The sequence below is a fragment of the Maricaulis sp. genome, from assembly GCF_048268525.1.
Lineage (GTDB): Bacteria > Pseudomonadota > Alphaproteobacteria > Caulobacterales > Maricaulaceae > Maricaulis.
The window spans coordinates 66190-92065 of the sequence record NZ_JBLWVH010000009.1 but is presented as its reverse complement, the minus strand read 5'-3'; the positions used below and the strand labels follow the sequence as shown (position 1 = coordinate 92065).

Below are 25876 nucleotides of genomic sequence, written 5' to 3'. Positions count from 1 at the left end.
CCTGCCGTCGTGGTGCGCGCTGCGCCATCGATTATCAGGCCCGGATATCCGGGCCGATGATTGACCGGATCGACCTGCAAGTCAGGGTGCCGCCGGTCACTCCGGCCGACCTGGCCCTGCCGGCGCCACCGGACGGAACAGCCGAGGCTGCCGCACGTGTCGCCGCGGCGCGCGATGCCCAGCTCCAGCGCGGCCGCCTGAACGCGCATCTGCCGACGGATCAACTCGATCATGTTGCCGCGCCGGATCGGGCGGGAGAGGCTCTTTTGCAGGAAGCCGCCCTGCGACAATCCCTCACCGCCCGCTCCTATCATCGGATTCTGCGCGTCGCCCGGACCATCGCTGATCTCGATGGACAGGAGGCTGTTCGCCGCATCCATATTGCTGAAGCCCTGTCCTGTCGGCGTGGATTGCGCGATGCGTCGCAGTCGTCCGCTCAAGCCGTCTCCGGGTAGCGAGGGCGACCGACCGTCGCCGGACAGGTGGTCGGCAGGGGTTGTTGTGGCATCAAGCCCGGCCGCAACCGGGCCACCGCCGACGCTTCATTAACCCGGACCGGGTATGACGTGCGTGGATTGTATTCGAGGACAGGGCATGGCCGACGAGCCCGGAGACCGCCAACCAGTGAAAGAGACGCCGGGTTCAACTGTCGGGTCTGGGCGCCCTGTATCCGCTCGTCCCGACGACGCGAAGGCCCCGCCCCTGTCTGGCATCGGAGCCGACGAGGCTGCAAGCCCGACCGGGCCTGTCCGCACATCGCCCTTTGCCACCGGTCTCGACGCCCTGCTTCTGACCGCGCTGGACGCCACCGGAGAACTCATTCTCGTGCGCGGCAATGGCGGCCAGGTCCGCTATGTCAATTCGGCTTTCCTCGCAGCGTTCGGCGGAGAGCGGGATGATTGGGTCGGCCGCTGGTTCTCGGTCGCTCCGCCGGTCACCTCGCAAAACTCCCGCCGCTACGAGATGCTGATGCGCACCCGGCGCGGCGCGATCTGGATTGAGTGGGATGAGCGCCTGCTGCCTGATGGCGCCGGCGTTGTCTCCGTCGGTCGCGATGTCACCAGTCGCCGTGCGGCGCATGAAGACCTGGAAGCGTCCCAGCGCGCCAAGTCGCTCTTCTTCGCGGCTGTGACCCATGAGCTGCGGACACCGCTCGCCGGTGCCCTGGGCGTTTCACGCCTCCTCGAGGCAACAGCCCTGAAGCCCGACCAGGCCGACTATGTCCGCTCGATCGCGGCTTCGGCCGACCACGCGCTCGCGATGGTGGACGACATTCTGGACCTGTCCCGCCTGGAGGCCGGTCGACTCGAGTTGCGGCCCGAAACCGTCGATATCGCGGATCTGGTCAGGGAGACTGTCGAACTGGCGGCTCCGCGCGCGCAGGAAAAAGGGCTCGAAATAGGCGTGGTCCATGCGCACGGCGCTCCGTCGCGGGTGACGGGGGACGCGGCGCGACTCAAGCAGATCCTTTACAATCTCATCGGCAATGCGGTGAAGTTCACAGCGTCTGGCGGGGTCCGCATCGACATCGCGAATGCCCCGGACAGCGAGGGGCGAGACCGCCTCGCGCTTTCGGTCAGCGACACCGGCCCGGGCATTTCCGAAGCGGATCAGGAAAGCCTGTTCGAACATTTTGAACGGGGCGCGGCCGAGCGGGACGGTGCGGAAAGTGGCGCCGGGCTGGGACTGGCCATGGTCCGCCGTCTGGCCGAGGCGATGAACAGTGCCATGGGTGTGGAAAGCCGTCTCGGCGAGGGTGCCCGCTTCTGGCTGATCTTCGATCTGCCTGTCCTCGAATTGCGGGCCGACACGCCCCTGACCGGCCGCCGCGTCACAGTCGCAAGTGACAACCCGACCCTGCGCGACAGCTTGCGGGACCAGCTGACGGCGCTCGGTGCAGACGTCAGCCTGCTGGAGGGCCCGGACGATCTCGCCCGCGCCACCGGAACGGAGCTCATCTGGGACGCTGGCTGGGCCGAAAGCGCGCCCGCCGACCAGTCCTGGCAATTGGTGACGCCCGCTCAAAAAGCCAAGCGACCGGATCTTGTCGCCGACGGAGACAATAACTGGTTCGTCAAGCCGGTGCGGGCTTCGACCCTGACCACCCAATTGGGCAACAGGGATGCCGGAAACCCGGCCGCCGCGTCAGCGCCCGACTGCGCGGCGTCGTTTCAGACCGATCTTTCCAACCTCTGCATCCTGGTCGCGGAGGATGATCCGGTGAACGCGCTCATTGCCCGCAAATCGCTGGAACGCCTGGGTGTGCAGGTGGAGCCGGCAGATCGTGGCGACAGGGCGTTGGAAATCCTGATGGCCGGCAAGGTTGACGCAGCCCTCCTAGATCAACGCATGCCGGGTCTGGACGGCCCCGATGTCGCCCGCCAGGCCCGTGAGGCCGGCTGCCATCTGCCGCTGATCGCCCTCACCGCCAATGACAGCGAGGCCGATCGCAAGCTTTGCCTGGCTGCCGGGATGGACGAATTCCTCACCAAGCCCCTCGATGCCGAAAAGCTCGCCGACATCCTCACTCGCTTGTGCCGCCCCGGAAACCGCGCCAGCATGGGCTGACATCGTCCCCCTGCCGAAGTGGTAAGCTAATGTCCAACTTCCGAGAAACAGCCGGTGTCGCGGGGCAGCGCACTTTCATGCAATCCCTTGTCGTCTATGCGACGCCGGTCATGATCTCGATGTTGATCCTGGGTTTTGCGTCCGGGCTCCCACTCTACATGGTTTTCCAGAAGTTATCCTACTGGCTCCGCGATGCCGGGATAGATCGTTCGACCATTGGTTTCTTTTACTTTGTCACACTGGCCTACACTCTCAAATGGTTGTGGGCTCCGGTCGTCGACCGGGTCAAAATACCCCTTCTGTCCAAGCGACTCGGCACTCGACGGGCATGGATGGTCACCGCAATCGCTGGGACGGTCATCGCGCTCGGGTTTGTCGCGACGACGGACCCTACAGGGGCATCCTATCGCCGTGACGACACGGGCATGCGACTGGCCCAGATCGAAGTGGGCGAATATCAGGTACTTTTGGACTCACTGGCGACCGCCGAAGCCGACCCGGATCGAAGTGCCGGTGATGTCATTGGCAATGTGATCCACCCGGTCGAGGCGGTTCTGGACGAATTTGGCGCTCAGGTGGTGGAGTTACCGGAAGAAGAGTACCGACGCTTGTTGTCGCTTGTGAGAGAAGACGAGCACTTTGAGGCCCTCTCCGTATTTCGAACTCTCGCGACCCTGCTTCCGATCGCTATTGCGGCATTGCTGCTGGCATACTCCGGCGCGACCCTGGATGTCGCGATTGATGCATGGCGGATCGAGTCGGCATCCAACGACATGCAAGCGACGATGGCGGCGGCATACTCCTTTGGCTATCGAATCGCCTACATGACGTCCGGCCTGGGTTTGGCGATATCCGAATGGTCCAACTGGCATGTTTCATTTCTTGTCATGGCCGCCGCGATGGCCATCTCGGCCGGCCTGGTATTGTTCATGAAGGAACCAAAGGCCGGTGTTGGACGCCGGGCCCTTGAGGGCAGTTTCGGGGTGAAGGTCGTCAATGCCGTGTGGCAGCCCTTCAAGGACTTCTTCGCTCGCCTCGGTTGGTGGATCATCCCGGTGGTCGCGCTGATTTCACTCTATCGGATCAGTGATTTCACCATGGGGGTAATGGCTTCGCCCTTGTATTCAGACCTTGAATTCGATCGCGCTGTCGTTGGCGGCATACAGGCAGGCCCCGGCCTTGCGGCGACGATGTTTGGACTGTTTGTGGGCGGTGTGACGGCACTGCGGATCGGCATGATGCGGGCCTTGGTGATAGGGCTGGTCATCACACTTGTGACAAACGGCGCCTATGCTTGGCTGGCCGCGACCGCGCAGCCCGACGAGAGTTGGAAGCTGCTGATCGCGATCGTTGGGGACAATCTGGCCGGCGGCTTTGTCACAACGGTCTTCATCGCATATCTGTCGAGCTTGGTTGATCCCGCAAGCGCGGCGACCCAGTACGCGTGGGTTAGCTCATTCTACGCCCTGTTCGCGAAGTTTCTGTCGGGTTTTTCGGGCGTCCTGGCGGACGCCGTCGGCTGGGTTGCCTTCTTTGTAATCACGGCGGCCTGGACCATTCCGGCGGCCATTCTTCTTGCCGTCGTCATCCGGTTCGGACCGGCAGCCGCAAGAGGCGAACACAAATTCGCGGAACGACAGACAGAATAGCCTTGCCCCCTACTCCGACAGTCCGCTCTCCACATCATGCTTGTCCGGATCATAGGCCGCCAACGCTGCCAGCGTGGTGATCTCTGAGACCGAGGCACCGAGCCGGGCGATCTGGACCGGCTTTTCGACGCCGACCAGCATCGGGCCGATTACCGTGGCGCCGCCGGCCATGCGCAACAGCTTGGTGGCGATCGACGCCGAGTGGATCGCCGGCATGACCAGCACGTTCGCCGGCCCCTTCAGGCGCGAGAACGGGTAGAGGAAGCGGTGTGACGGGTCGAGCGCGACGTCGACATTCATCTCGCCCTCGTACTCGAAGTCCACGCCCCGCTCGTCGAGAATCTGGACGGCCCGGCGCAGCTTGTCCGAGCGGTCGCCGGACGGATTGCCGAATGTCGAATAGGACAGGAAGGCGACCCGTGGCGTGAAACCGAAACCTTTTGCGGCTGCTGCCGTCTCGATGGCGATGTCGGCGAGTGCCTCTTCGTCCGGGAATTCGGCGATATTGGTGTCGGCAATGAAGAGGGTCCGGTTCTTTGCCAGGGCGATTGACATGCCCATCACACGCTGGCCTTCGGCCGGATCGAGCACCTGTGAAATGTCACTCAGCGCGGCGCCATAAGAGCGGGTCGTACCGGTGACCATGCCGTCGGCATCGCCAAGCTTGACCATGCAGGCCGAGAAGACGTTGCGGTCATTATTGACCAGGCGCTGGACGTCGCGTTTGAGATAGCCCTTGCGCTGCAGGCGTCCGTACAGGAAGTCCGAATAGTCGGCATTGCGGTCAGACAGGCGCGCATTGACGATTTCGATCGAGTCCTCCGGTACGCCGACCAGCCGCATGTTGGCGCGGGTAATTTCCTCGCGCCCGACCAGAACGGCCTTGCCCAGCTCCTGATTCTGGAAGGCGTAGGCGGCCCGAATGACCGCGGGCTCTTCGCCTTCGGCGAACACGATGCGGCGCCCGTGACCCATGACGGCGCCCTGGATGCGCTGCAGAAGCGCGGCTGTCGGGTCGAGACGACGGGCCAGCGAGGCCCGATAGGCGGCCATGTCCGGGATCGGCTTGCGCGCGACGCCGGTATCCATCGCAGCCTGGGCCACATAGGGCGGCACATAGGAAATCAGACGCGGGTCGAAGGGTGAGGGAATGATGTAATTGCGGCCGAAGGTCGGACGGGCCCCGTGATAGGCGGCGGCGACTTCGTCCGGCACGTCTTCCTTGGCGAGGGCCGCGAGGGCCCGGGCCGCGGCGATCTTCATCTCTTCATTGATAGTGCGGGCCCGCACATCCAGCGCACCGCGGAAAATATAGGGAAAACCGAGGACATTATTGACCTGGTTGGGATAGTCAGAGCGGCCGGTGGCGACGATGGCATCATCGCGCACGGCGCGGGCATCTTCCGGCGTGATTTCCGGGTCCGGATTGGCCATCGCGAAAATGATCGGATCCTTGGCCATGGTCTTGACCATGTCCTGGGTCAGGGCACCGGCGACCGACAGGCCGAGGAAGCAATCCGCACCGTCGACGGCTTCGGCGAGGGTGCGCTTGTCGGTCTGGACCGCATGGGCGGCCTTCCACTGGTTCAGATTGTCGCGCTCGCTGTGGATGACGCCCTTGCTGTCGCACAGGATGGCATTGTCCGGGTGCACACCCATGGCCTTGAGCAGTTCGAGCACGGCGATCCCGGCCGCGCCGGCACCATTGACCACAACGGTCAGATCTTCGATGCGACGATCCGTCAGCTCGCAGGCATTGATGATGCCGGCGGCGGAAATGATGGCGGTGCCGTGCTGGTCGTCATGGAAGACCGGCACGTCGAGCAATTCGCGCAGGCGCTGCTCGACGATGAAGCTCTCCGGCGCCTTGATGTCTTCCAGATTGATACCGCCGAACGTGTTGCCGATCCGCTTGACGCACTCGATGAATTGCTCGGCATCCTCTTCCTCAACCTCGATGTCGATCGCATCGATATCGGCGAAGCGCTTGAACAGGACGGCCTTGCCTTCCATCACCGGCTTGGACGCCATGGCGCCCAGATTGCCCAGTCCCAGGATCGCCGTGCCGTTGGAGATCACGGCGACCATGTTTCCCTTGGAGGTATAATCGTAGACCTTGTCCGGATCGGCAGCGATGGCCTTGACCGGCACCGCGACGCCGGGGCTGTAGGCGAGCGAGAGGTCCCGCTGGGTTGCCATCGGCTTGGTCGGTGACATGGCGAGTTTGCCGGGAACAGGCTCCTTGTGGAAGGCGAGAGCATCCTCGTCCTCGACGCGACTGGTTCTGTCGTTCATCACCGATGTCCTTGTAAGATCTGAAGTCCCGGGGGTTACAGCGCTCTAGCCGCTTCGCACCCTTGCACGCAAGGCGAAACCTCGCCACCGTCTGCGCCGATGAATGCCATGTCGACCCTCCCCGTGCCGCGCGATCGCACCTTTCCCTCCAGTGAAGGCGCGACCCCGATGATGCAGCAATTCCTCGAGCTGCGCGCCCAGGCGCCGGCCGATGCCTTGTTGTTTTACCGCATGGGCGACTTCTACGAGCTGTTCTTCGACGATGCCGTGCGGGCTTCGGCGGCGCTCGACATTGCCCTGACGAAGCGGGGGGAACACCAGGGCGAGCCGATCGCGATGTGTGGTGTTCCGGCCGCGACCGCGGAGGCCTATCTCGCGCGCTTGATCAAGGCCGGCTTCAAGGTTGCGGTCGGCGAGCAGATGGAGGACCCCAAGGCGGCCAAGGCCCGCGGCGGTTCGAAAGCCGTTGTCCGACGGGCCATTACACGCGTTGTCACGCCGGGTACGCTGACCGAGGACAGCCTGCTGGATCCGCGTGTGTCCAACCGGATCGCGGCGCTGGCCCAATTGGTGACCGGGGAGGCCGCGCTGGCCTGGGCCGATGTCTCGACCGGTGATTTTCGGGTGTCGCCGGTGGCCACCGACAATCTGGCTGCCGAGATCGCCGCCATGAGCCCGGCTGAATTGCTGGTCGAGGAGCGCGCCTTCGCCGAAGCCGCGATGCTGGCCCCTCGGTCGACCCTGACACCCCTGCCAAAGGCAAAGTTTGATCCGGCCTCGGCGGAACGGCAGTTGAAAGATCAGTTCCGGGTCCAGGAACTGACTGCGTTTGGAAACTTTACCAAGGCCGAATGCGCAGCACTCGGCGCCTTGCTGGACTATCTGTCGCTGTCACAGGCTGGTGCGCCAGCCAAGCTCGCGCCGCCGCGACAGGTTGCGGCAGGTTCCTGTCTGGCCATCGATCCGGCAACCCGCGCCAGCCTCGAGATCGAGCGAACTTTGTCAGGGTCACGTCAGGGGTCATTGCTGGACGCCATCGACCGGACCGTGACGGCGCCGGGTGCGCGAAAGCTGGCCGAGCGGCTGGCCAGACCCCTGACAGATGTCGCGGAAATCGAGGCACGCCTGGATGCGATCGCCTGGTTCGAGCGGGCCAGGGCCGAGCGACGTGATTTGCGCGACCGTTTACGACAGGCCGGCGATGCCGAGCGCGCCCTGTCGCGCCTTCTGCTGGGACGGGGTGGTCCGCGTGATCTGAAATCCCTCGCTGCGGCCCTGCAGGAAGGCGAGACCATCGCTGCCCGCCTGCTCGACAAGACTCTGGACACGCCACCGGCCCAGATTGCCCAGGGCCTCACGGCGCTGGTGATGGATGACAAGCCTGAGTTGGCCGAATTGGTGGCCGAGCTGGAGCGCGCCATTGTCGATGAGCCCCCGCTGCTGGCTCGCGATGGCGGTTTCATCGCCGAAGGCTGGCAGGTCGAGCTGGACGAGCTGAGGCAGTTGCGCGACGCCTCCCGGCGTGTGGTTGCCGGCTTGCAGCAAACCTATGCGGAGGCGGTCGGGGTCAGCGCCCTGAAGGTCAAGCACAACAATGTTCTTGGCTATTTTGTCGAGGTGACCGCCAAGCATGGCGACGCCCTGATGGGGGATGAGCGCTTCATTCACCGCCAGACCATGGCCAATGCGGTCCGCTTTTCGACCACCGAGTTGGCAGAGCTGGAGGCCAAGATTGCATCGGCAGGTGACCGGGCGCTGGCGATGGAAATCGACGCCTTTGCCGGTCTTCGCGACCGGGTCGAGGCCGAGGCGGACCGGATCCGGGCTGCGGCGCGCTCGCTGGCCGAGTTCGATGTGGCCGCCGGACTGGCCGAATGGGCCGAGGATTGTGAGGCGACCCGGCCGGTGGTGTCCGATGACAGTGTCTTCCATGTCGATGGTGGGCGTCACCCGGTTGTCGAGCGGGCATTGGCCAAGGCCGGCGATGGCCGGTTCACGCCCAATGACTGCGATCTGGATGGCGCCGGCCGCGAAGCCGCCCGGCTGACATTCGTGACCGGCCCCAACATGGCTGGTAAATCGACCTTCCTGCGCCAGAATGCGTTGATCCTGATGCTCGCCCAGGCCGGTTGCTATGTACCGGCGCGTGCGGCGCGGATCGGCGTGGCTGACCGGCTGTACTCGCGTGTCGGCGCTGCCGATGACCTCGCTCGCGGCCGCTCGACCTTCATGGCCGAGATGATCGAGACCGCTGCCATACTGAACCAGGCCACGGCCCGCAGCTTTGTCATTCTCGACGAAATAGGGCGCGGCACGGCGACCTTTGATGGCCTGTCGATTGCCTGGGCGGCGGCCGAGCACCTGCACGCCGTGAACGGCTGCCGGGCCCTGTTCGCCACCCATTATCACGAGTTGACCCGGCTGGCCGAGGATCTGGACGCGGCGGGAAATGTGTCGCTCAAGGCCCGCGAGTGGAAGGGCGAGCTGGTGTTTCTGCACGAGGTCGGCAGCGGCGCAGCGGACCGCTCCTACGGGATTGAGGTCGCACGTCGGGCCGGGCTGCCGCGGGTGGCAGTCAAGCGGGCCCAGGCCATACTGGCGCGACTCGAAGCGGATGGAACACCCGCTGCGGCCCTGACCGACCTGCCGCTGTTTGCGCTGGCCGAGCCGGACCCGGAGCCATTTGATTCAGAGGTCGAAACGCGTCTTGGAGAAATCGACCCGGATGCCTTGAGCCCGCGAGAAGCGCTTGAGGTCCTGTATGCGCTGAAAGCTATCGCGAAGAAGACGTGACGCCGAGGATTGCGGTGCACTAGATTGGTTCCATGATGAAGATGCCCGTACTGCCTGCTTCCCTGGATGGTCTGCAATTGCGGGCCCGACTGGCTTCTGCCCTGTCGCAACAGGGATGGGAGTCGCCGGCGGCCCGTGCGGCAGCGCTGGCGCATGTTCGCACCTCCATCGACCGGTTCCGGACACAGGCGTTTGACAGCCTGTCCGGCGCCGGCGGAGGCGCGATCGCGGCGCACCTTCTGTCGGAAGGCCTCTGTGTCTGCCTGCACGCATTGTTTGATTCCATGGCGGCAGCGGATGAAGCCGGATCGACGGGCGTCGCCCTGTGTGCGCAAGGTGGATTTGGCGCCGGCGAACTGGCCCCGTCTTCGGATATTGATCTGATGCTGATCAAGCCTGTAGAGGCTGGCGCCGCGACGGACGCGTTCCTCCAGCAATTCCTGTACGCCCTGTGGGATCTCAAAATCGATGTCGGTGGTGGTGCCTGCCGGACCATTGACGAGACCATCGCTCTGACCCGGGTCGACGCGTCAGAACGCACGGCGCTTTTGTCCCTGCGGCATCTGGCGGGTGACGAGGCGGCGACGGCGTTGCTGTCCCAGCGATTCCGTGACGAGGTTGTCGCGGGCGATCTACCTGCTTTCGTCGAGGCCAAGTTGAAGGAGCGTGACGCCCGGATCGAAAAGGCGGGCCGGTCCCGCTACACGGTCGAGCCGAACCTGAAGTCGGGCAAGGGCGGATTGCGCGACTTGCAACTGATGCGCTGGTTGGCGCAATTCCTGTACGGAGCTGATGCGTTCGAGCGTTGGGTTGGCAGTCGTTTGCTGTCTGTTGAAGATGTCTCAAAGTACATCCTGGCCGATGATTTCCTGTGGACGGTCCGCTTTCACCTGCATGAGCTGGCCGGCGGCAAGGATGAACGTCTGACATTTGACGTCCAGCCCGAGATCGCGGCGCGGATGGGTTTTGAAGATGGCGAGACGGACAGTGGTGTCGAGCGCTTCATGCGCCGCTATTTCCGGACGGCGATGGATGTCGGTGCCCTGACGCGTCTGGTTTGTGCCAAACTTGAAGCCGATGCCTGGAAGTCGAAGCCGAAGGGGTTGGCGCGTTTTCTGCCGCCCGGGATGGAGGCGGCCGAGGATGCCGATGTCGGCGAATTCATTGTGCGGGACGGACGACTTGATTTTGCCCACGCGACCCAGATTCGCGAGGATCCGATCCGCCTGATGCGCTTTTTCCATGTTGCCGCGTCGCGGCGGCTGGACCTGCATCCCGAGGCCGTGGCGAGGATCGGCCGGACCCTGCACCTGATCGATGATGATTTCCGTCGCGCGCCGCGCGCAGCCCGGGCCTTCTTCGCGGTATTGCTCGACAGCGCCGCGCCGATGGCGGTGTTGCGCATGATGACCGAAGCCGGGGTTCTAGGACGCTATCTGCCTGAATTCGGCGACATTGTCGCTCGCACCCAATTCAACATGTATCACCGCTATACGGTCGATGAGCACACGCTCAAGGCGGTCGGCCTGTTGCGGGAAATCGAGGACGGTCTTCACCCGCTGGACCATCCGCTCTCGACCAAGCTGGTACCCCAGATCCAGAACCGCCGGGCGCTTCATCTGGCGGTCCTGTTGCATGACACCGGCAAGGGGGCGGGCGATCAATGTATCGAGGGCGCGGCGCGGGCCGTGACGGCGTGCGAGCGCATGGGATTGGGCGACACGGAAACCGAGCTGGTATCCTGGTTGATAGCCTCTCACCTGTTGATGAGCGACACGGCGCAACGCCGCGACCTGTCCGACCCGAGAACTGTGGCCGATTTTGCTGCGGCGGTCGGAACGGTCGAGCGCTTGCGCCTGCTGACGGTCCTGACAGTAGTCGATATCCGATCGGTCGGGCCCGGCGTCTGGAATGGCTGGAAAGGCCAGCTGATCCGCGAGCTGTATTCGGCGACCGAACAGGTCCTGTCGAGTGATGGCGACAATCTCCAGCTTGCCCGCGAGACCCTCGCCGAGAAGGCGGAACTCGCCAGACACCGGATTCGTCCGCGTCTCGAACGGGTCAATGCGACGTTCGCTGCCTGGTGGACCGCCGAGCTCAATGATGCGTACTGGACCACGTTTTCAGAGGAGGACCGGTTCCGGCATGCCGCCTTTGTACGACATGCGCGCGATGCCGGTCGTCAGACCTCGGCAGCGGTTCGGGTCGACCGTCGCCGGGCCGCGACAGAAGTAATGATCTGGTCACCGGACCGGGATCGGGTCTTCGCTGATATCGTCGCGGCGTTCGCCGAGGCCGGGGCCGATGTCGTGGGCGCGACGATCAACACGACTGCTTCGCAGCAGGTGTTCGACATTTTCTATATCCAGGACGCCGCTGGTCAGCCCTATGGCAAGCACGATGCGGTGCAGCGCCAGGCGCTTGTGGAGTATCTGCGGAAAGTTGCGACCGGCGAAACGGTCGTCCGTCGCCGGCCGGCAGCGCCGCTCAAACGGCGCGATGCCGCGTTCCGGGTTACACCGAATGTGACCATTTCCAATGAGGTTGCCGAGCATGCAACCGTGATCGAGGCTTCCGGTCGTGATCGCCCGGGCCTGTTGGCTGACCTGGCCGACGTTCTGGCTGACGAGCGTCTCGCTCTGACCTCGGCGCAGATTGATGGATATGGCGAACGGGCGACAGACGTGTTCTATGTCACCAGCGGCGGCGACAAGCTGGTCGATGACGCCGTCGGCCAGCGCGTCCGGAACGGGTTGTTGGCGGTGTTCTCCGAGAACGAGACCGAATTTGACAAGACAGCCGCACAGCGCGGGTTTGCCCGTGCCCGGGCCAGTGTATTGAGGTAGCGATGCGGCTTCTGCGTTCGACGGCCATTGTCGGTGTCCTGACCATGGCGAGCCGTGTGCTCGGCCTCGTCCGCGAAATGCTGTTGGCCGCCTCGCTGGGCGCCGGTGTGATTACCGATGTATTCCTGACCGCCTTCCAGTTCCCGAACCTCTTCCGGCGGATATTTGCGGAAGGCGCGTTCAACTCCGCTTTCGTGCCGCTGTATGCCGGCAAGCTTGAGAGCGGCGAACAGGATGAGGCGATCCGGTTCGCCCGGCAGGTCATGTCGGTGCTTCTCACCACGATGGTGGTCCTCGTTGTCGGCGCCCAACTTCTGATGCCGTGGTTGATGTATGCGCTGGGGCCGGGATTTGTTGGTGAACCGGGACCGTTCCGGCTGGCTGTGTTGCTGACCCAGATCACCATGCCCTACCTGATGACGATGTCGCTCAGCGCGATGTTGAGCGGCGTGCTCAATTCCCACGGCAGGTTCGCCGTTGCGGCGGCCGCGCCCGTGCTGCTGAACCTGATCCTGATTGGTGTTCTGGTGATTTCTCCCGCCAGCGGTGAACAACTCGCCTTGCACCTTTCGGTCGGGATCAGTGTGTCCGGTGTCGCGCAATTGGCCTGGCTGTTCGCCGCTTGTCGTGCGACCGGCCTTAAACTGTCCGTCTCCCTGCCTCGCATGACGCCGGGTGTACGGCGATTGGTGGTGCTGGGCATTCCCGGGGCGATCGCTGCGGGAGTGACCCAGATCAATATCCTGGTGACCTCGTCCATTGCGACCATCGAGGAAGGTGCAAAATCCTGGCTCTATTTTGCCGATCGACTCTACCAGCTTCCATTGGGCGTCGTCGGCATTGCCATGGGCGTGGTGCTTCTGCCAGCCCTGAGCGCGCGTGTGCGGGCGGGTGAATCCCAGGCCGCGTCGAATGCGATGAACCGGGCACTTGAGATATCCATGGCGTTGACCCTGCCGGCAGCCACGGCCCTGGCCACGATCCCGGTCTTCATCGCCACAGGCCTCTACGAGCGCAATGCCTTTACACCTCAGGATGCGGTGATGGTCAGCCAGGCGCTGATCCCGTTTGCTGTGGGCCTTCCGGCCTTCGTTCTGATCAAGGTCCTTTCGCCGGGATTTTTCGCCCGGGAAGACACGATGACCCCGATGAAGTTCGCCGCGATCGGTGTTGCAGTGAACCTGGTTCTGGGACTCGGCCTGTTTTTCGGACCCCTGGGTTTTGCCGGCCTGGCCATCGCCACAGCGGTCGCCGGTTGGGTCAACATGATCTTGCTCGCCGTGACGTTGAGTCGTCGTGGCCTTCTCGAGCCGGATATCCGGCTGCTGGGCAAGCTGCCCCGGATTCTGCTGGCTTGCGCTGCAATGGCGGGCTCTCTGTTGGTGGCGGAGCATTATGCGGATGTGTTGCGGGCTTATCTGTTTGACTCGACCCTGGTGACGCTGCTCGTTGTCTGCGCTGGCGGTCTCGGTGTTTATGGCGTTGCCGCGCTGGTGACGGGCGCCTTGCGGCCGTCCGAGGTGCGCGGCGCGCTAAAGCGCTCTTGAGGCCAAGGCCCGCGCTGGTTAAGACGCATGTCCCAGTCCGTCCTATCCGCAAGGCCATCCCATGAGCGACACACCCACCGCCTACCAAGGCCCGAAACGCATTTTCTCAGGCATGCAGCCGACGGGGCGCCTGCACCTCGGCAATTATCTTGGTGCTCTGAAAAACTGGGTGGCGATGCAGGACGAGGATGAGTCCGAGCGCATCTATTGCGTGGTCGACATGCACGCCATCACCATGCCGCATGATGCCAAGGCCTTGCCGGATGCGGTTCGCCGCGTGACGGCCGCCTACCTTGCCGCCGGCCTGGACCCGGAAAGGAATGTGATTTTCGCCCAGTCTGCAGTTCCGGCCCATGCCGAGCTGGCCTGGATCCTCAATTGTGTTGCCCGGCTTGGCTGGGCCGAGCGGATGACCCAGTTCAAGGACAAGGGTGGCAAGGACCGGGAGCGCGTTTCGGTCGGCCTGCTGACCTATCCGGTCCTGATGGCCGCCGATATCCTGGTCTACAAGGCGACCCATGTGCCGGTCGGCGATGACCAGAAGCAGCATCTGGAATTGTGCCGTGATGTTGCGGCCCGCTTCAATCGGGATTTCGGTGAGGGCAAAGCGGTCTTCCCGATCACGGAGCCGCTCATCCAGGGCCCGGGCGCCCGCATCATGAGTCTGCGTGACGGCTCCGCCAAAATGTCGAAATCGGACCCGTCGGACAATTCCCGGATCAATCTCGAGGATGATGCCGACACGATTGCCCGCAAGATCAAGAAGGCCAAGACCGATCCCGAAGCGCTGCCGGAATCGGTTGACGGTCTGGATGGCCGTCCGGAAGCCTCCAACCTGGTTGGCATTTTCGCAGCCCTGACCGGCGGATCCAAAGCTTCCGTACTGGCCGAATATGGCGGCCAGGGTTTTGGCGCCTTCAAACCGGCCCTGGCCGAGGTCGCGGTCGAGTATCTCGCCCCGATCTCCGACGAATATCGTCGGCTGATCGCCGAGCAGGCCGAGATTGACCGGATCCTGCAGAAGGGCGCGGATCGGGCGCGCGAGGTGGCGGAACCGGTGATTGCCGAAGCGAAAGCGGCGATCGGGTTTTGGGGATAGGCTTTTTGCCGCACTCCCGGTCTGGCTGAAAATCGAATAGAGCATCGACATGCGGTGGTTTCGCTCGTGTCGCCCCGGGTCGTTTTCAAGCGTGTATCCGCCGCCGGCATTGATGAGGACACCATGATGAAAACAGCCATTTTCCCATGCCTTTTGGCGCTCGCCCTGGTGGCCTGCGGCGGGACCGACACGCATGTTACGGAAACGCCCGCGGACGGCCATGAAGGCATGCATCACGCTTCGCCCTCGAGCGATGACGGCGCGCCTCTGGCTGATGACGGCGTGATGCCGGTCATCGATGTGCGGCTGGCCTGGATGCGGCCCCACCCTGAGGGGCGCGATGTGACGGCGGCCTATTTTGTGGCCGGTTTGAGTGACGGGCAGGTGGACCGACTTGTCGAGGCGCGCATTGATGGCGCTGAACGGGTCGAACTGCACGGGCATACAATGGACGATCAGGGCATGATGCGCATGCGCCCGGTCGGTCCGCAGCGCCTTGATGCCGGCACGCCTCTGGTCTTCGCGCCGGGCGGCCTGCATCTCATGGTGCACGGGCTAGCAGCCGTCGCGGAAGGTGATATCGCCACCGGTGTTTTGGTGTTTGAGCGTGCGGGCGAGGTGCCGGTTGAGTTTTCGGTCCAGGCGGCGCCGCCGGCTGAGCCGACCGGCCACTGAGCGGGTTTGGCTGACGGCAGGGCGCGCCTAGGGCAGGGCTAACGAAGTGTTACCGAACCCTCTTATCCTGCCAAGCTGGCGTCTTCCGGCTTTGTGCCGCTTGAGGTTTCCGCTTCCAACGGTTTGATATAGGTCGCGGGGTCATAATCTTTCGGCGCGCGCGGCCAGAACAGCCGCATCATCCAGACGCCCAGCGCAATCGCCGGTATCAGGACCAGGCCGATCGCGTTTTCATCGATCAGGAAGAGCTTGGTGAAGACGCCGGCGCCCAGCGCCGTCAGCAGTCCACCAAGCGCGGTCATGAGGGTCAGGAATTTGGTCGACGAGCCTTCAATATAGGCTACGGGGCCGGTGCGGTTCTCGAGCGCCGCGTGCAAGGCGCAGAGGAATGCCTGGAAGTCCCGGGCATTGGCCTCCCATTGACCCAAGCCGGTGCACCGCATCGATCCGAAGGCGATTTCGTCGCCATTGCTGGCGGTCACCCGGCACACGACCTGGCTGGCTTGTCCGGCCATTTCGACCGAGAGGCGGAGCTGGCGCACATCATCAAGCGCGATCGTGGCGCGCGCGGCTCCCTCACTGTCCGCATCCGCCTCGCGACAGAGCAGCACCGTGTCGTCGAGTGTCAGGGTCAACAGCGGGGCGCGGGCGTTCCTGCGGTCTCTCAGTGTCGTCAAAGCCATGATCACCTCTTTCGCGGCGGGGGTTAGCATGAATAGCTGGACGTGTCGTGCGGCAGGCGCCAAACTCCGCCCATGCCACAGAGCACTCGCAAATTCCTTGTTGTTGCCGACGACAGTTCGGAATGCCGGACGGCGCTCTATTTTGCGGCCCGGCGTGCCCAGGCGACGGGTGCCCATGTCGCCATCCTGGCGACCCATGAGCCCGGTGATTTCAGTCATTGGATCGGCGTGGCCGAGACCGCGAAGCGGGAAGCTGAAATGGCGGCTGAAACACTCCTTGAATCCATGGCGGAGGATGCCGAGGCGGTGACCGGCGAGCGGCCGGAATTATTCTTGCGGGAAGGTGACCGCCGCGCTGTGTTGTCCGAGTTGCTCGAGGACGAGCCTCTTATCTCGCTCCTGGTTCTGGCGGCCTCTGCGAATGGAGAGGGGCCAGGACCGCTTGTCTCGGCGTTGGCGCGCGGCAAGGGGCTGTTCTCCGGCCGTGCGGTACCGGTGACGGTTGTCCCTGGCGACATGGACTCGCAAGAAATCGACGCGCTCGTCTGATAACCACAAACCAAGTGTGGTTGAATGGCGCCCGAAAGAGCGCCAAGTGACCAGCAGGAGGCCCTGCCATGTTCATCCAGACCGAAGCGACGCCCAATCCGAACACGCTGAAATTCCTGCCTGGCCGCGAAATCGCGCCGGACGGACCGCGTGAGTTCGAGAACGAGGAAGACGCCGCCGGCGCCCCGTTGGCGGCCGACCTGTTCCTGGTCGATGGAGTCTCAGGTGTGTTCTTTGGTGAGGACTTCATCGCGATCACCAAGACTGACGCCTATGAATGGGATCACATCAAGCCTTTCCTGCTCGGCACGATCATGGACGGACTGCAGTCCGGACGCCCCCTTGTCGGCGCGGAGACCAACGAGACCGGGCACGCCAATTATGCCGGCGAGAATGAAGGCCTGGTCAAGGAGATCATCGAACTGATCGACACTCGGGTCCGGCCGGCGGTGGCGCAGGACGGCGGCGACATTCTGTTTCACTCCTATCTGGCCGACAGTGGCATCGTGCGGCTCAAAATGCGCGGCGCCTGCTCGGGCTGCCCGTCCTCGACGATGACCCTGAAGTCGGGGATCGAGAACCTGCTCAAGCACTATATTCCCGAAATCCAGTCGGTCGAAGCGGTCGAGTAGCGCGGCCCGCGCCAACCGCGTCATGCCTTCGACCTGGCGCGGAATATCCGCTAAAGGGCGGTCATGACTTGCTTGGCCATTGATACGACCGGCGAAAACTGCACGGCCGCGCTGCGCCTTTCCGACGGAAGCGAGCGGGTGCTCAGCGACCGGATCGGTCGCGGGCACGCTGAACGCCTCGCGCCGATGGTCGAGGCGCTTCTGGCTGAGACGTTGACGACCCCCACATCGTTGTCGCGTATCGGCGTCACGGTCGGGCCGGGCAGTTTCGCCGGGACGCGTGTCGGTGCCGCCTTCGCGCGCGGACTGGCGCTGGCCTGCAACGCCGACTGTATCGGAATATCCAATCTTGCGGTTCTGGCCCGCCAGGCGAACTCTAAAGGTCCGCTGGCCGTGCTGCATGATGCCAAGCGTGGCGAGGTGATCATGCAGCTGTGGCACAATGGTGTCGCCCGGGCGCCGGAGCGGCTCGGGGTCGGCGACCTTCCTGCCCGTATTGCTGATCTGGGTGGGCCGGAATGTGCGGTGACCGGATCAGGCGCGCACCTGCTGCCGCCGGGCTTCATCGATTTGGGCGTGTCGACCATTGATCCCGCAATGATGCTGGCGATGACCGGCGAACTCGACGCGCGATCCAATCCGCCCTCACCTTTCTATGCGCGACCGCCCGACGCCAAACTGCCTGGCGGCGTGACCCCGGCATGATGCTGGCAGCCGAGCCTGTATGGGCGTCCAGCGCCGAGCCTCTGGCCGCCTTGCACGCGCGCTGCTTTGATGCCGGATGGTCGGCCCGGGAAATCGGTTCATTGCTCAACCTGCCCGGCTGCATCGGGCTGGCTTGTCGGGTGGACGGCAAGTACGCGGCTTTGGCCTTGTTTCGCCAGGCATTGGATGAAGCCGAGTTGCTGACGCTCGCGACAGACCCGGCATACCGCCGACGTGGACTGGCTGACATTCTCCTGACAGCAGGAGAAACCCGCCTTTTTGATCAAGGGGTCGCCCGAATCTTTCTGGAAGTTTCCCAGAACAATCCCGGTGCTGCCGCCCTTTACCAACGGGCCGGATATGCAGAGGTCGCGCGCCGCAAGGGCTATTATCGCGATGGCAGCGATGCGCGTGTGCTCGAAAAATGGCTGCGCAAAGATGGACAGACCGGCCCGTGACCGCCTATTTCTCGTCCTGTCTATCAGGGGAATGATCATGCCGGATCGGATTGAGAAGCTTTGCGTCGCCAAAGGGCTGCGGATGACGGACCAGCGCCGGGTCATTGCTCGTGTGTTGTCGCAGTCTGACGATCACCCCGATGCGGAAGAATTGCACCGTCGTGCTTCCGACGAGGATCCCCGCATTTCCCTGGCGACCGTTTACCGCACGGTCCGCCTGTTCGAGGAAGCGGGCATTATCGAGCGCCATGATTTCCGGGACGGGCGGTCACGGTATGAAGAAGTTGGCGATGAACACCATGATCACCTGATCGATCTGAAGTCCGGTGAAGTCATTGAGTTCGTCAATGAGGAAATCGAACGGCTCCAGGAAGCGATTGCCCGCAAGCTGGGCTACAAGCTTGTCGATCACCGGCTGGAACTTTACGGCGTGCCTCTCAAGGGTGCCGACGACTAGGCGTCTGTCCGACCGGTTTCGAGGAGAGGCCATGTCCGCGCGCACGCCCGGCAAACACGCGATCATTTTCATCTTCATTACCGTGTTGATCGACATGATCGGCTTTGGCCTGATCATCCCGGTGATGCCGGATCTGATCGAGGAGCTGACCGGTCTGGAAGCCAACAATGCGGCCGTGCTGGGCGCGTGGCTGATGGTCTCCTACGCCGGCATGCAATTCGTGTTCGCCCCGATCGTTGGCGGATTGTCCGATCGTTTCGGTCGCCGACCGGTCCTGCTGGCAGCGCTCGGCGGGTTCGCCATCGACTATCTGATCATGGGGTTTGCACCGGTCTTTTGGTTGTTGATTGTCGGCCGAATTCTCGCCGGCATATTCGGTGCCAGCTATTCAACCGCCAATGCGTTCATTGCCGACATTACCCCGCCTGAGCAACGGGCGGCGCGGTTTGGTCTGATTGGCGCGGCATTCGGTGTTGGCTTTACGCTGGGGCCGGCGATTGGCGGATTTCTGGGTGACAGCTTCGGGCCGCGAGCACCCTTTTTCGCCGCGGCGGCTCTCGCCGGCGCCAATTTCATTTATGGCATTATCGTTCTGCCGGAAACTCTGAAGCCCGAGAATCGGCGTTCCTTCGACATCATGCGCGCCAATCCGCTGGGCTCGCTGTTGCAGATGCGCAAATACCCGGCTGTTCTGGTCTTGATGTTCGCCATCTTCCTGATGCTGCTGGGCCATTCAGTCTACCCGGCGATCTGGGCCTACTATACCGACTTCAAATTTGGCTGGAGCTCGGGGGATATCGGGCTGTCGCTGATGGCCGTCGGTTTGACCTCAGCCATCGTACAGGGCGGCCTGACCCGCATTCTTGTGCCCAAGCTGGGCGAATGGCGGGCCATTGCCCTGTCGCTCAGCTTGGCCGTGATCGCCTACGCGCTCTACGGGCTCGCGACAGCCGGGTGGATGGTCTATGCGATTATCGTGTTTGCGGCGCTTGGCGGCATCGGACAGCCCGCCCTCCAGGGGGTCATGTCCCGGATCGTACCAGCCAATGCCCAGGGCGAGCTGCAGGGTGCGATGACATCGCTTCAAAGCCTGTCGATGATCATCGGGCCACTCGTCATGTCCCGCATTTTCTCGCACTTTTCTGATGATGCCGCGATCATTACCCTGCCCGGCATGCCGTTTCTCGTTGCCTCGGGCCTGACCTTGCTGGCGCTGTTCATAGGCCTCAGCGCCAGGCGGCATGATCCAGGTCCGACCAGGGAAGAGCCAGCGGATGCGGTGGCGGTGGCAAGACCGGCCACCGACGCGGCGGAGTAAGGGATCTGCCGGTCGGATCGACTGGCAGGCCTTGCGTTCAGGCCCCATATCCATCATAACCCGCGCCTTTCCGGCTGCTGCCATGATGGCAGTGGTCCCGCACGACAATTGAGGGCCTGTCCGACAGGTCTTGTGGAATTCATGAGCACGACGCGCAAACGCCTCTTCATCAAGACCTATGGCTGTCAGATGAATGTCTATGATTCCGACCGGATGAAGGACGTTCTGACGCCGCTTGGCTATGAGTCCGCGGATACGCCGGAGGGTGCTGACCTCGTTATCCTCAACACCTGCCACATCCGCGAGAAGGCTGCCGAGAAGGTCTATTCCGAGTTGGGCCGCTTGCGTCCGCTGAAGGATGAGAAGGCCGCATCCGGCGGCATGACGATCGCGGTCGCCGGATGTGTGGCCCAGGCCGAAGGTGCCGAGATCATGAAACGGGCGCCGGTCGTTGATCTGGTTGTCGGCCCGCAAACCTATCACAAGTTGCCCGAGCTGATCGCCCAGGCTCACCGCGCCAAGGGCGAAGCGCTGGATACCGAGTTCGAGGTTGAGGACAAGTTTGACCGCCTCGGCAGTGACCGCCAGGTCGAGGGCTATTCGGCTTTCGTCACCGTGCAGGAAGGCTGCGACAAGTTCTGCACCTTCTGTGTCGTTCCCTATACGCGCGGCGCCGAGTGGTCGCGCCCGGTCGATCAGATCGTCGCCGAAATCCGGGCGCTGGCCGCCAAGGGCATCCGCGAAGTCACGCTGCTGGGGCAGAATGTCAACGCCTTCCATGGCGCGCCGCCGTCGGGCCGCGAAGACGAGGGTGCCTGGGGGCTGGGCAAGCTGGTCCGTCATGTTGCCCTGATCGGTGGTATCGAACGGATCCGGTTCACCACCTCGCATCCGCGCGACATGGACGAAGACCTGATCCAGGCCTTCGCCGATACGCCCAAGCTGATGCCGTATTTCCACCTGCCGGTTCAGGCGGGTTCGGACAAGATTCTGAAGTCGATGAACCGCCAGCACACGGCGGAAGAGTATATCGCGATCATTGATCGGCTGCGCGCGGCGCGTCCGGATATCGCCATCTCAGGCGACATGATTATCGGATTTCCCGGCGAGACTGATGCTGACTTCGAAGCGACGCTCGATCTGGTCCGGCGGGTCAATTACGCGTCCTGCTTCTCGTTCAAGTATTCCAAGCGGCCGGGCACGCCGGGTGCGGCCATGTTCAACCAGGTCGATGAGGGCGTGAAGTCGGCCCGACTTGCGGTCCTGCAGGAGTTGCTCAGCGACCAGCAGGCCGCATTCAATGAAAGCATGATTGGCCAGACCTTGCCGGTCCTGTTCGAAAAGCCGGGACGCCTGGACGGCCAGCTGCATGGGCGGAGCCCCTACCTGCAATCGGTCCATGTCGAGGGCCCGGCCGAGTTGATCGGCCAAATCGGCGAGGTCCGGATCGAAGCCGCTTCACGCAATTCGCTGTCCGGCTCACTGACCGGTTCGAAACGGAGTGCTGCGTGACCGGTTCGCGTCCCCCGGCCCGCAAGCGGGCAGCCAAACCCCGCAAGGCGGCATCGGAAAGCCTGTATTTCGAGGATGTCGAGCGCCTGCGCGGCATGGCCGGCGCAGGCGATCGCTTCTTGATGATCATGGAAGAGGATCTGGGTGTCTCGATGAGCGCGCCGGGTCGTGGCCAGGTCGTCATCACGGCGGAAGACAGCAGTGCCCGCGACGAAGCCAAACGGGTGCTCAAGCGTCTATATGCCAGTCTCGAACACGGGCTGACCTGCGATGAGGCCGCCGTGCGGGCGGCACTGCGCATGCATGATGATGCGGAATCGCCAGGCCTGGTCGATGATGGTGTCATCCGGGTGCCGCGCGGCTCCAGCCTGATTGCCCGCACCGAGGGTCAGCGCGCCTATGTCCGATCGCTGAAGAACGAGAAAGCCTATGACCTGATTTTTGGCGTCGGGCCGGCCGGCACAGGCAAGACGCTTCTGGCCGTGGCTTATGGCGCCTCGATGCTGGTTCAGCGCAAGGTCGAGAAGCTGATCATCACCCGGCCGGCGGTCGAGGCGGGCGAGAAGCTTGGCTTCTTGCCCGGCGACCTCAATGAGAAGGTCGACCCCTATCTTCTCCCGGTCTGGGACGCCCTCGCCGATACGCTGGGGCGCAGCCAGCTGGAGAAGATGCGTGAGGACGGCCGGATCGAGGTCGCCCCGATCGCCTTCATGCGCGGCCGGACGCTCAACCGGGCCTTTGTGATCGTTGATGAGGCGCAAAATACCTCGCGCGCCCAGATGCAGATGGTTCTGACTCGCCTGGGCGAAGGTTCACGCATGGCTGTGACCGGCGACCCCAGCCAGTGCGATCTCGGCCCGCGCGACCCGTCCGGCCTGCCGCACGCCCTCGATATCCTCGCCAACACCAAAGGTGTTGCCATCACGCGGTTTTCGCGCGTTGATGTGGTGCGCCACAATCTCGTGGCGCGGATCGTTGAAGCCTATGAGGAAGATGCGCGGCGCAAAACCGGCCCTGCGCAACCGCGATGAACGCCGTTGATCTGATTGTTGAAGGTGACGCCTGGTCATCGCTGGAGGGCAAGACCCGCCTCGTCGAGCAGGCGATCTCTGCGGCCTGCATGGAATTGCCTGACCGGGCACCGGGTGTTGTCGCAATCCTGTTGGGCGACGATGAGGCAATCGCTGTCTTGAATGCACAGTTTCGCGGAAAGACGGGGCCGACCAATGTCCTGTCCTTCCCGGCCGGCGAACATGCCGACAATCACCTCGGCGATATCGCCATTGCCCACGGCGTGGTGATGCGGGAGGCCGATGGTCGCGCCATCGATCTGGCGGACCATCTCCGCCACCTTGTTGTTCATGGCTTTTTGCACCTGCAAGGCTATGACCATCAGCACGACGATGAGGCCGAAGAGATGGAAGCGCTCGAATGCCGTGTGCTTGCCCGTCTCGGTGTTGCCAACCCCTATGCCAATGAGGATCCGGGCGCTGCCCTGCTATCAGAATGACCGACACGCCTTCTCCATCCGCTCCCAATTCGCGCTCCTGGTTGTCACGCCTTGTTGGCTCTGTTTCGCGTTCGCCGGATGACGTTGCCGCGCAACCGGCACAGTCTGCACCACATTCGATCGAGGCTGACGCGCTGGACAAGCTGCGGGTCGCCGACGTGATGGTCCCGCGGGCGGATATCATCGGCGTTGATGTCGCCACGCCACTGGGGCAGTTGGCGAAAATCTTTGCCGAGGCAGCGCATTCGCGTCTGCCTATTTATCGCGACACGTTGGATGATCCGGTCGGCGTTGTTCACATCAAGGACGTGGTCAGCCATCTGGCGCCGGGTGCTTCCGGGAAGCGTCCGGCCGGTTGGGCCCACAAACAGGTGTTGCCGTCCATCGGTCGTCCGCTTTTGTTTGCGCCGCCGTCCATGAAGGCCCTTGACCTCCTGCGTCGGATGCAGGGGCGCCGCATGCATCTCGCCCTGGTGGTGGATGAATATGGCGGCACTGACGGGCTGGTGACGCTGGAAGACCTGATCGAGCCGATCGTCGGCGATATCGAAGACGAGCATGACGACGAGGAAACCCCGGCGATCCGGTCTCGTGGGCCGGGCGTCTGGGACGTTGAGGCGCGCGCCGAGATTGACGCCTTTGAAGCCGTCGTCGGTGAGGAAATTGCGGCCGAGGACGAAGATGAGGACGTCGACAGCCTGGGCGGGCTGGTCTTCACGCTGATCGGTCGCGTGCCCGAGCGCGGCGAAGTGATCCGCCATCCGACCGGCTATGAGTTCGAGGTCATCGAGGCCGATACGCGGCGCATCAAGCGCATGCGTGTAAGGGCGCCGCACAAGCGGCCCAAACCTGCGGTCACCGAACCGGACAGTCCGGACGTGAGCTGATGCGGCGTGCCCACCTCCTGATCTGGTGGCCGCGCACCTGGCTGGCCAGCCGATCCGGCTGGCGGCCGAGGGCCGTGCTGGTCGTTGCCGGCCTGTTCAGCGCGCTGGCAGCAGCGCCTCTTCACGTCGTTCCCGCCTTGATGCTGGGCCTGTGGACCCTGTTCGCCGCCCTGGATGGGTCGAGACGTTTTGACCGTCCCCTGAAAAGCGCTTTCCTGCGCGGCTTTCTGTTCGGGTTTGGCTATTTCATCGCCGGCATGTCCTGGGTGGTCTATGCCTTCCTGACCCGTGGCAATGGCGTCGAGATCCTGGCGCCTCTCGCCCTGCCCGCGCTCGCAGCCCTGATGGCGGTGTTCTGGGGCATTGGTGGAGTGATCTATGTTGCGATCGCGCCCCGCTCGGTCTGGCGAGTTCTTGTCTTTGCCGCAGCTTTGGCGTTCTCCGAATGGCTGCGCGGGCATGTGCTGGGCGGTCTGCCCTGGAATCTGCCAGCCTATGTCTGGCCCGCCGGAGGTCTGGTCAGTCAGACCGCGTCCTGGTTCGGCGTTTATGGCCTCAGCCTGCTGACAGTGTTTGTGCTGACCGCGCCCTTGCTGGCGATCACGCCGCGCCTGGAATTGGGTCGGACTCTGCCAACATTTGCGGCCTTGGGAATATCCATGATCGTGTTGGCCACGGGCGCCATCCGCCTGGCCGCCAGCCCGCCGGACAACGTGCCCGGGGTCACGATACGGCTGGTGCAGGCCGGTATTCCGCAATCCCTGAAATGGGGTGAAGGCGGCGTCGCGCTGACACGCGATCGTTACCTGGCGCTGACGGCACGGGACGGGATCGACGCGGTGACACATGTCGTCTGGCCGGAGGGCGCGTTGCCGACCTTCATGCTGGAGGATGGCAATACGCTGGCCCGGATCGGCGATACGCTGACAGGAGGGCAAACCTTGCTCGCCGGGGTCAATCGGCGCGCTTCGGACGGGCAGGGCCTCCGCTACTTCAATACCCTCGCTGCCTTGCGATATGAATCGGGTACGCCGCGGATAGCCGCTCTCTATGACAAGGTGCGTCTGACCCCGTTTGGCGAATTCACGCCGCTTTCCGGCGTGATGGCCATGACCGGCATTCCAGCCTTGCAGGATCTGGCGCGGTATGAGTTCACGCCGGGCCCGGGAGCCAGCGTCCTCGATGTACCCGGTGCCCCGCGAATGCTGCCGCTCATTTGCTACGAGGCGATTTTCCCGGAATTCGTCCGGTCGGCCGACCAGCGGGCGAGCTGGATCTACAACCTGTCGAATGATGCCTGGTTCGGTCCGACCGCCGGGCCGCGCCAGCACTTCAACCAGGCCAGCTATCGCAGCATCGAGAGCGGATTGCCGATGGTCCGCTCCGCCGCCTTGGGCGTCTCCGGCGTCGTCGACGCGCTTGGACGACCGGTGGCGACGCTGGATCCGAGTGGTGAGGGAGTGCGCGACGTCAGCTTGCCCGGAGAACTCGGCCGGACCCCCTACTCCTTCTGGGGCGACGCGCCTTTCCTGGCGTTCTGTCTGCTGGTCCTGATCGGTATGGCCTGGCAGCGTTTCCGCGGCATGCGCGAGACTTCAGGGTCCAGTCGTGAAGCGAGTTGATTGGATCGCAGGCCGCGGATTGTGCTAAATTGTGGGGGCTGACCCGCTCTTTGGTTCAACCTGAACGAGGT

21 protein-coding genes are annotated in these 25876 nt (G+C 63.5%); 19 read left to right on the top strand and 2 right to left on the bottom strand.

Annotated features, from left to right (window positions below):
• The 3 genes from ACN0X9_RS06830 to ACN0X9_RS06820 all read left to right on the top strand — a co-directional run.
• Positions 1-455: ATP-binding protein (locus ACN0X9_RS06830; RefSeq protein WP_417486864.1), on the top strand; the 455-nt coding region annotated here is incomplete at its 5' end.
• 139 nt (positions 456-594) lie between these two features.
• Positions 595-2568 carry an ATP-binding protein gene (locus ACN0X9_RS06825; protein ID WP_417486863.1) on the top strand — a complete coding sequence of 658 codons (1974 nt, stop codon included), beginning with the start codon at positions 595-597 and terminating at the stop codon, positions 2566-2568.
• Positions 2569-2687: 119 nt separating this feature from the next.
• On the top strand, positions 2688-4217 hold the full coding sequence (locus ACN0X9_RS06820; RefSeq protein ID WP_417486862.1) for an MFS transporter: 1530 nt from the start codon (positions 2688-2690) through the stop codon (positions 4215-4217).
• A 9-nt stretch (positions 4218-4226) separates the two neighbouring features.
• On the opposite strand, the gene ACN0X9_RS06815 is transcribed toward ACN0X9_RS06820, so the two are convergent.
• Positions 4227-6512, bottom strand: coding sequence for an NADP-dependent malic enzyme (locus ACN0X9_RS06815; RefSeq protein ID WP_417486861.1), 2286 nt, complete (start codon positions 6510-6512; stop codon positions 4227-4229).
• Between the two features lie 99 nt (positions 6513-6611).
• On the opposite strand from ACN0X9_RS06815, the gene mutS reads away from it, so the two are divergent.
• From mutS to ACN0X9_RS06790, 5 genes are all read left to right on the top strand, one after another.
• On the top strand, positions 6612-9305 hold the full coding sequence (mutS, locus tag ACN0X9_RS06810; protein ID WP_417486860.1) for a DNA mismatch repair protein MutS: 2694 nt from the start codon (positions 6612-6614) through the stop codon (positions 9303-9305).
• Positions 9306-9337: 32 nt separating this feature from the next.
• On the top strand, positions 9338-12151 hold the full coding sequence (locus tag ACN0X9_RS06805) for a [protein-PII] uridylyltransferase (protein WP_417486859.1): 2814 nt from the start codon (positions 9338-9340) through the stop codon (positions 12149-12151).
• A gap of 2 nt (positions 12152-12153) precedes the next feature.
• Entirely contained in the window at positions 12154-13698 is a 1545-nt protein-coding gene (gene murJ, locus ACN0X9_RS06800) for a murein biosynthesis integral membrane protein MurJ (RefSeq protein WP_417486858.1), read from the top strand.
• Positions 13699-13759: 61 nt separating this feature from the next.
• Positions 13760-14797: a tryptophan--tRNA ligase gene (gene trpS / locus ACN0X9_RS06795; protein WP_417486857.1), complete on the top strand. Its 1038-nt coding sequence runs from the start codon at positions 13760-13762 to the stop codon at positions 14795-14797.
• Between the two features lie 123 nt (positions 14798-14920).
• Positions 14921-15472, top strand: coding sequence for a copper chaperone PCu(A)C (locus ACN0X9_RS06790; protein ID WP_417486856.1), 552 nt, complete (start codon positions 14921-14923; stop codon positions 15470-15472).
• Positions 15473-15534: 62 nt separating this feature from the next.
• On the opposite strand, the gene ACN0X9_RS06785 is transcribed toward ACN0X9_RS06790, so the two are convergent.
• Entirely contained in the window at positions 15535-16155 is a 621-nt protein-coding gene (locus ACN0X9_RS06785; protein ID WP_417486855.1) for a hypothetical protein, read from the bottom strand.
• A 72-nt stretch (positions 16156-16227) separates the two neighbouring features.
• Between ACN0X9_RS06785 and ACN0X9_RS06780 the strand changes: the two genes are divergently transcribed.
• The 11 genes from ACN0X9_RS06780 (at position 16228) to lnt (ending at position 25805) form a co-directional block, all read left to right on the top strand.
• On the top strand, positions 16228-16704 hold the full coding sequence (locus ACN0X9_RS06780) for a universal stress protein (protein ID WP_417486854.1): 477 nt from the start codon (positions 16228-16230) through the stop codon (positions 16702-16704).
• Positions 16705-16772: 68 nt separating this feature from the next.
• Entirely contained in the window at positions 16773-17336 is a 564-nt protein-coding gene (locus tag ACN0X9_RS06775; RefSeq protein WP_417486853.1) for a NifU family protein, read from the top strand.
• Positions 17337-17399: 63 nt separating this feature from the next.
• A complete protein-coding gene (gene tsaB, locus ACN0X9_RS06770) occupies positions 17400-18041 on the top strand; it encodes a tRNA (adenosine(37)-N6)-threonylcarbamoyltransferase complex dimerization subunit type 1 TsaB (protein ID WP_417486852.1) in 642 nt (213 codons plus the stop codon).
• Positions 18038-18499, top strand: a complete 462-nt coding sequence (locus ACN0X9_RS06765; protein ID WP_417486851.1) for a GNAT family N-acetyltransferase — start codon at positions 18038-18040, stop codon at positions 18497-18499. Before tsaB ends, ACN0X9_RS06765 begins: the two co-directional genes overlap by 4 nt.
• Positions 18500-18536: 37 nt before the next feature.
• Positions 18537-18956 carry a Fur family transcriptional regulator gene (locus ACN0X9_RS06760; protein ID WP_011644956.1) on the top strand — a complete coding sequence of 140 codons (420 nt, stop codon included), beginning with the start codon at positions 18537-18539 and terminating at the stop codon, positions 18954-18956.
• A 31-nt stretch (positions 18957-18987) separates the two neighbouring features.
• A complete protein-coding gene (locus ACN0X9_RS06755; protein WP_417486850.1) occupies positions 18988-20274 on the top strand; it encodes a TCR/Tet family MFS transporter in 1287 nt (428 codons plus the stop codon).
• 141 nt (positions 20275-20415) lie between these two features.
• Positions 20416-21786, top strand: a complete 1371-nt coding sequence (miaB, locus tag ACN0X9_RS06750; RefSeq protein WP_417486849.1) for a tRNA (N6-isopentenyl adenosine(37)-C2)-methylthiotransferase MiaB — start codon at positions 20416-20418, stop codon at positions 21784-21786.
• The gene (locus ACN0X9_RS06745) at positions 21783-22817 is read left to right on the top strand and encodes a PhoH family protein (protein ID WP_417486848.1); all 1035 of its coding nucleotides are present in this window, start codon (positions 21783-21785) and stop codon (positions 22815-22817) included. Before miaB ends, ACN0X9_RS06745 begins: the two co-directional genes overlap by 4 nt.
• Entirely contained in the window at positions 22814-23296 is a 483-nt protein-coding gene (ybeY, locus tag ACN0X9_RS06740) for an rRNA maturation RNase YbeY (protein ID WP_417486847.1), read from the top strand. Before ACN0X9_RS06745 ends, ybeY begins: the two co-directional genes overlap by 4 nt.
• Complete coding sequence (locus ACN0X9_RS06735; protein ID WP_417486846.1) at positions 23293-24183, top strand: transporter associated domain-containing protein; 891 nt, start codon at positions 23293-23295, stop codon at positions 24181-24183. The genes ybeY and ACN0X9_RS06735 overlap by 4 nt, the downstream gene beginning before the upstream one ends.
• Complete coding sequence (gene lnt, locus ACN0X9_RS06730) at positions 24183-25805, top strand: apolipoprotein N-acyltransferase (RefSeq protein ID WP_417486845.1); 1623 nt, start codon at positions 24183-24185, stop codon at positions 25803-25805. Before ACN0X9_RS06735 ends, lnt begins: the two co-directional genes overlap by 1 nt.
• The last annotated feature ends 71 nt before the right edge of the window (positions 25806-25876 follow it).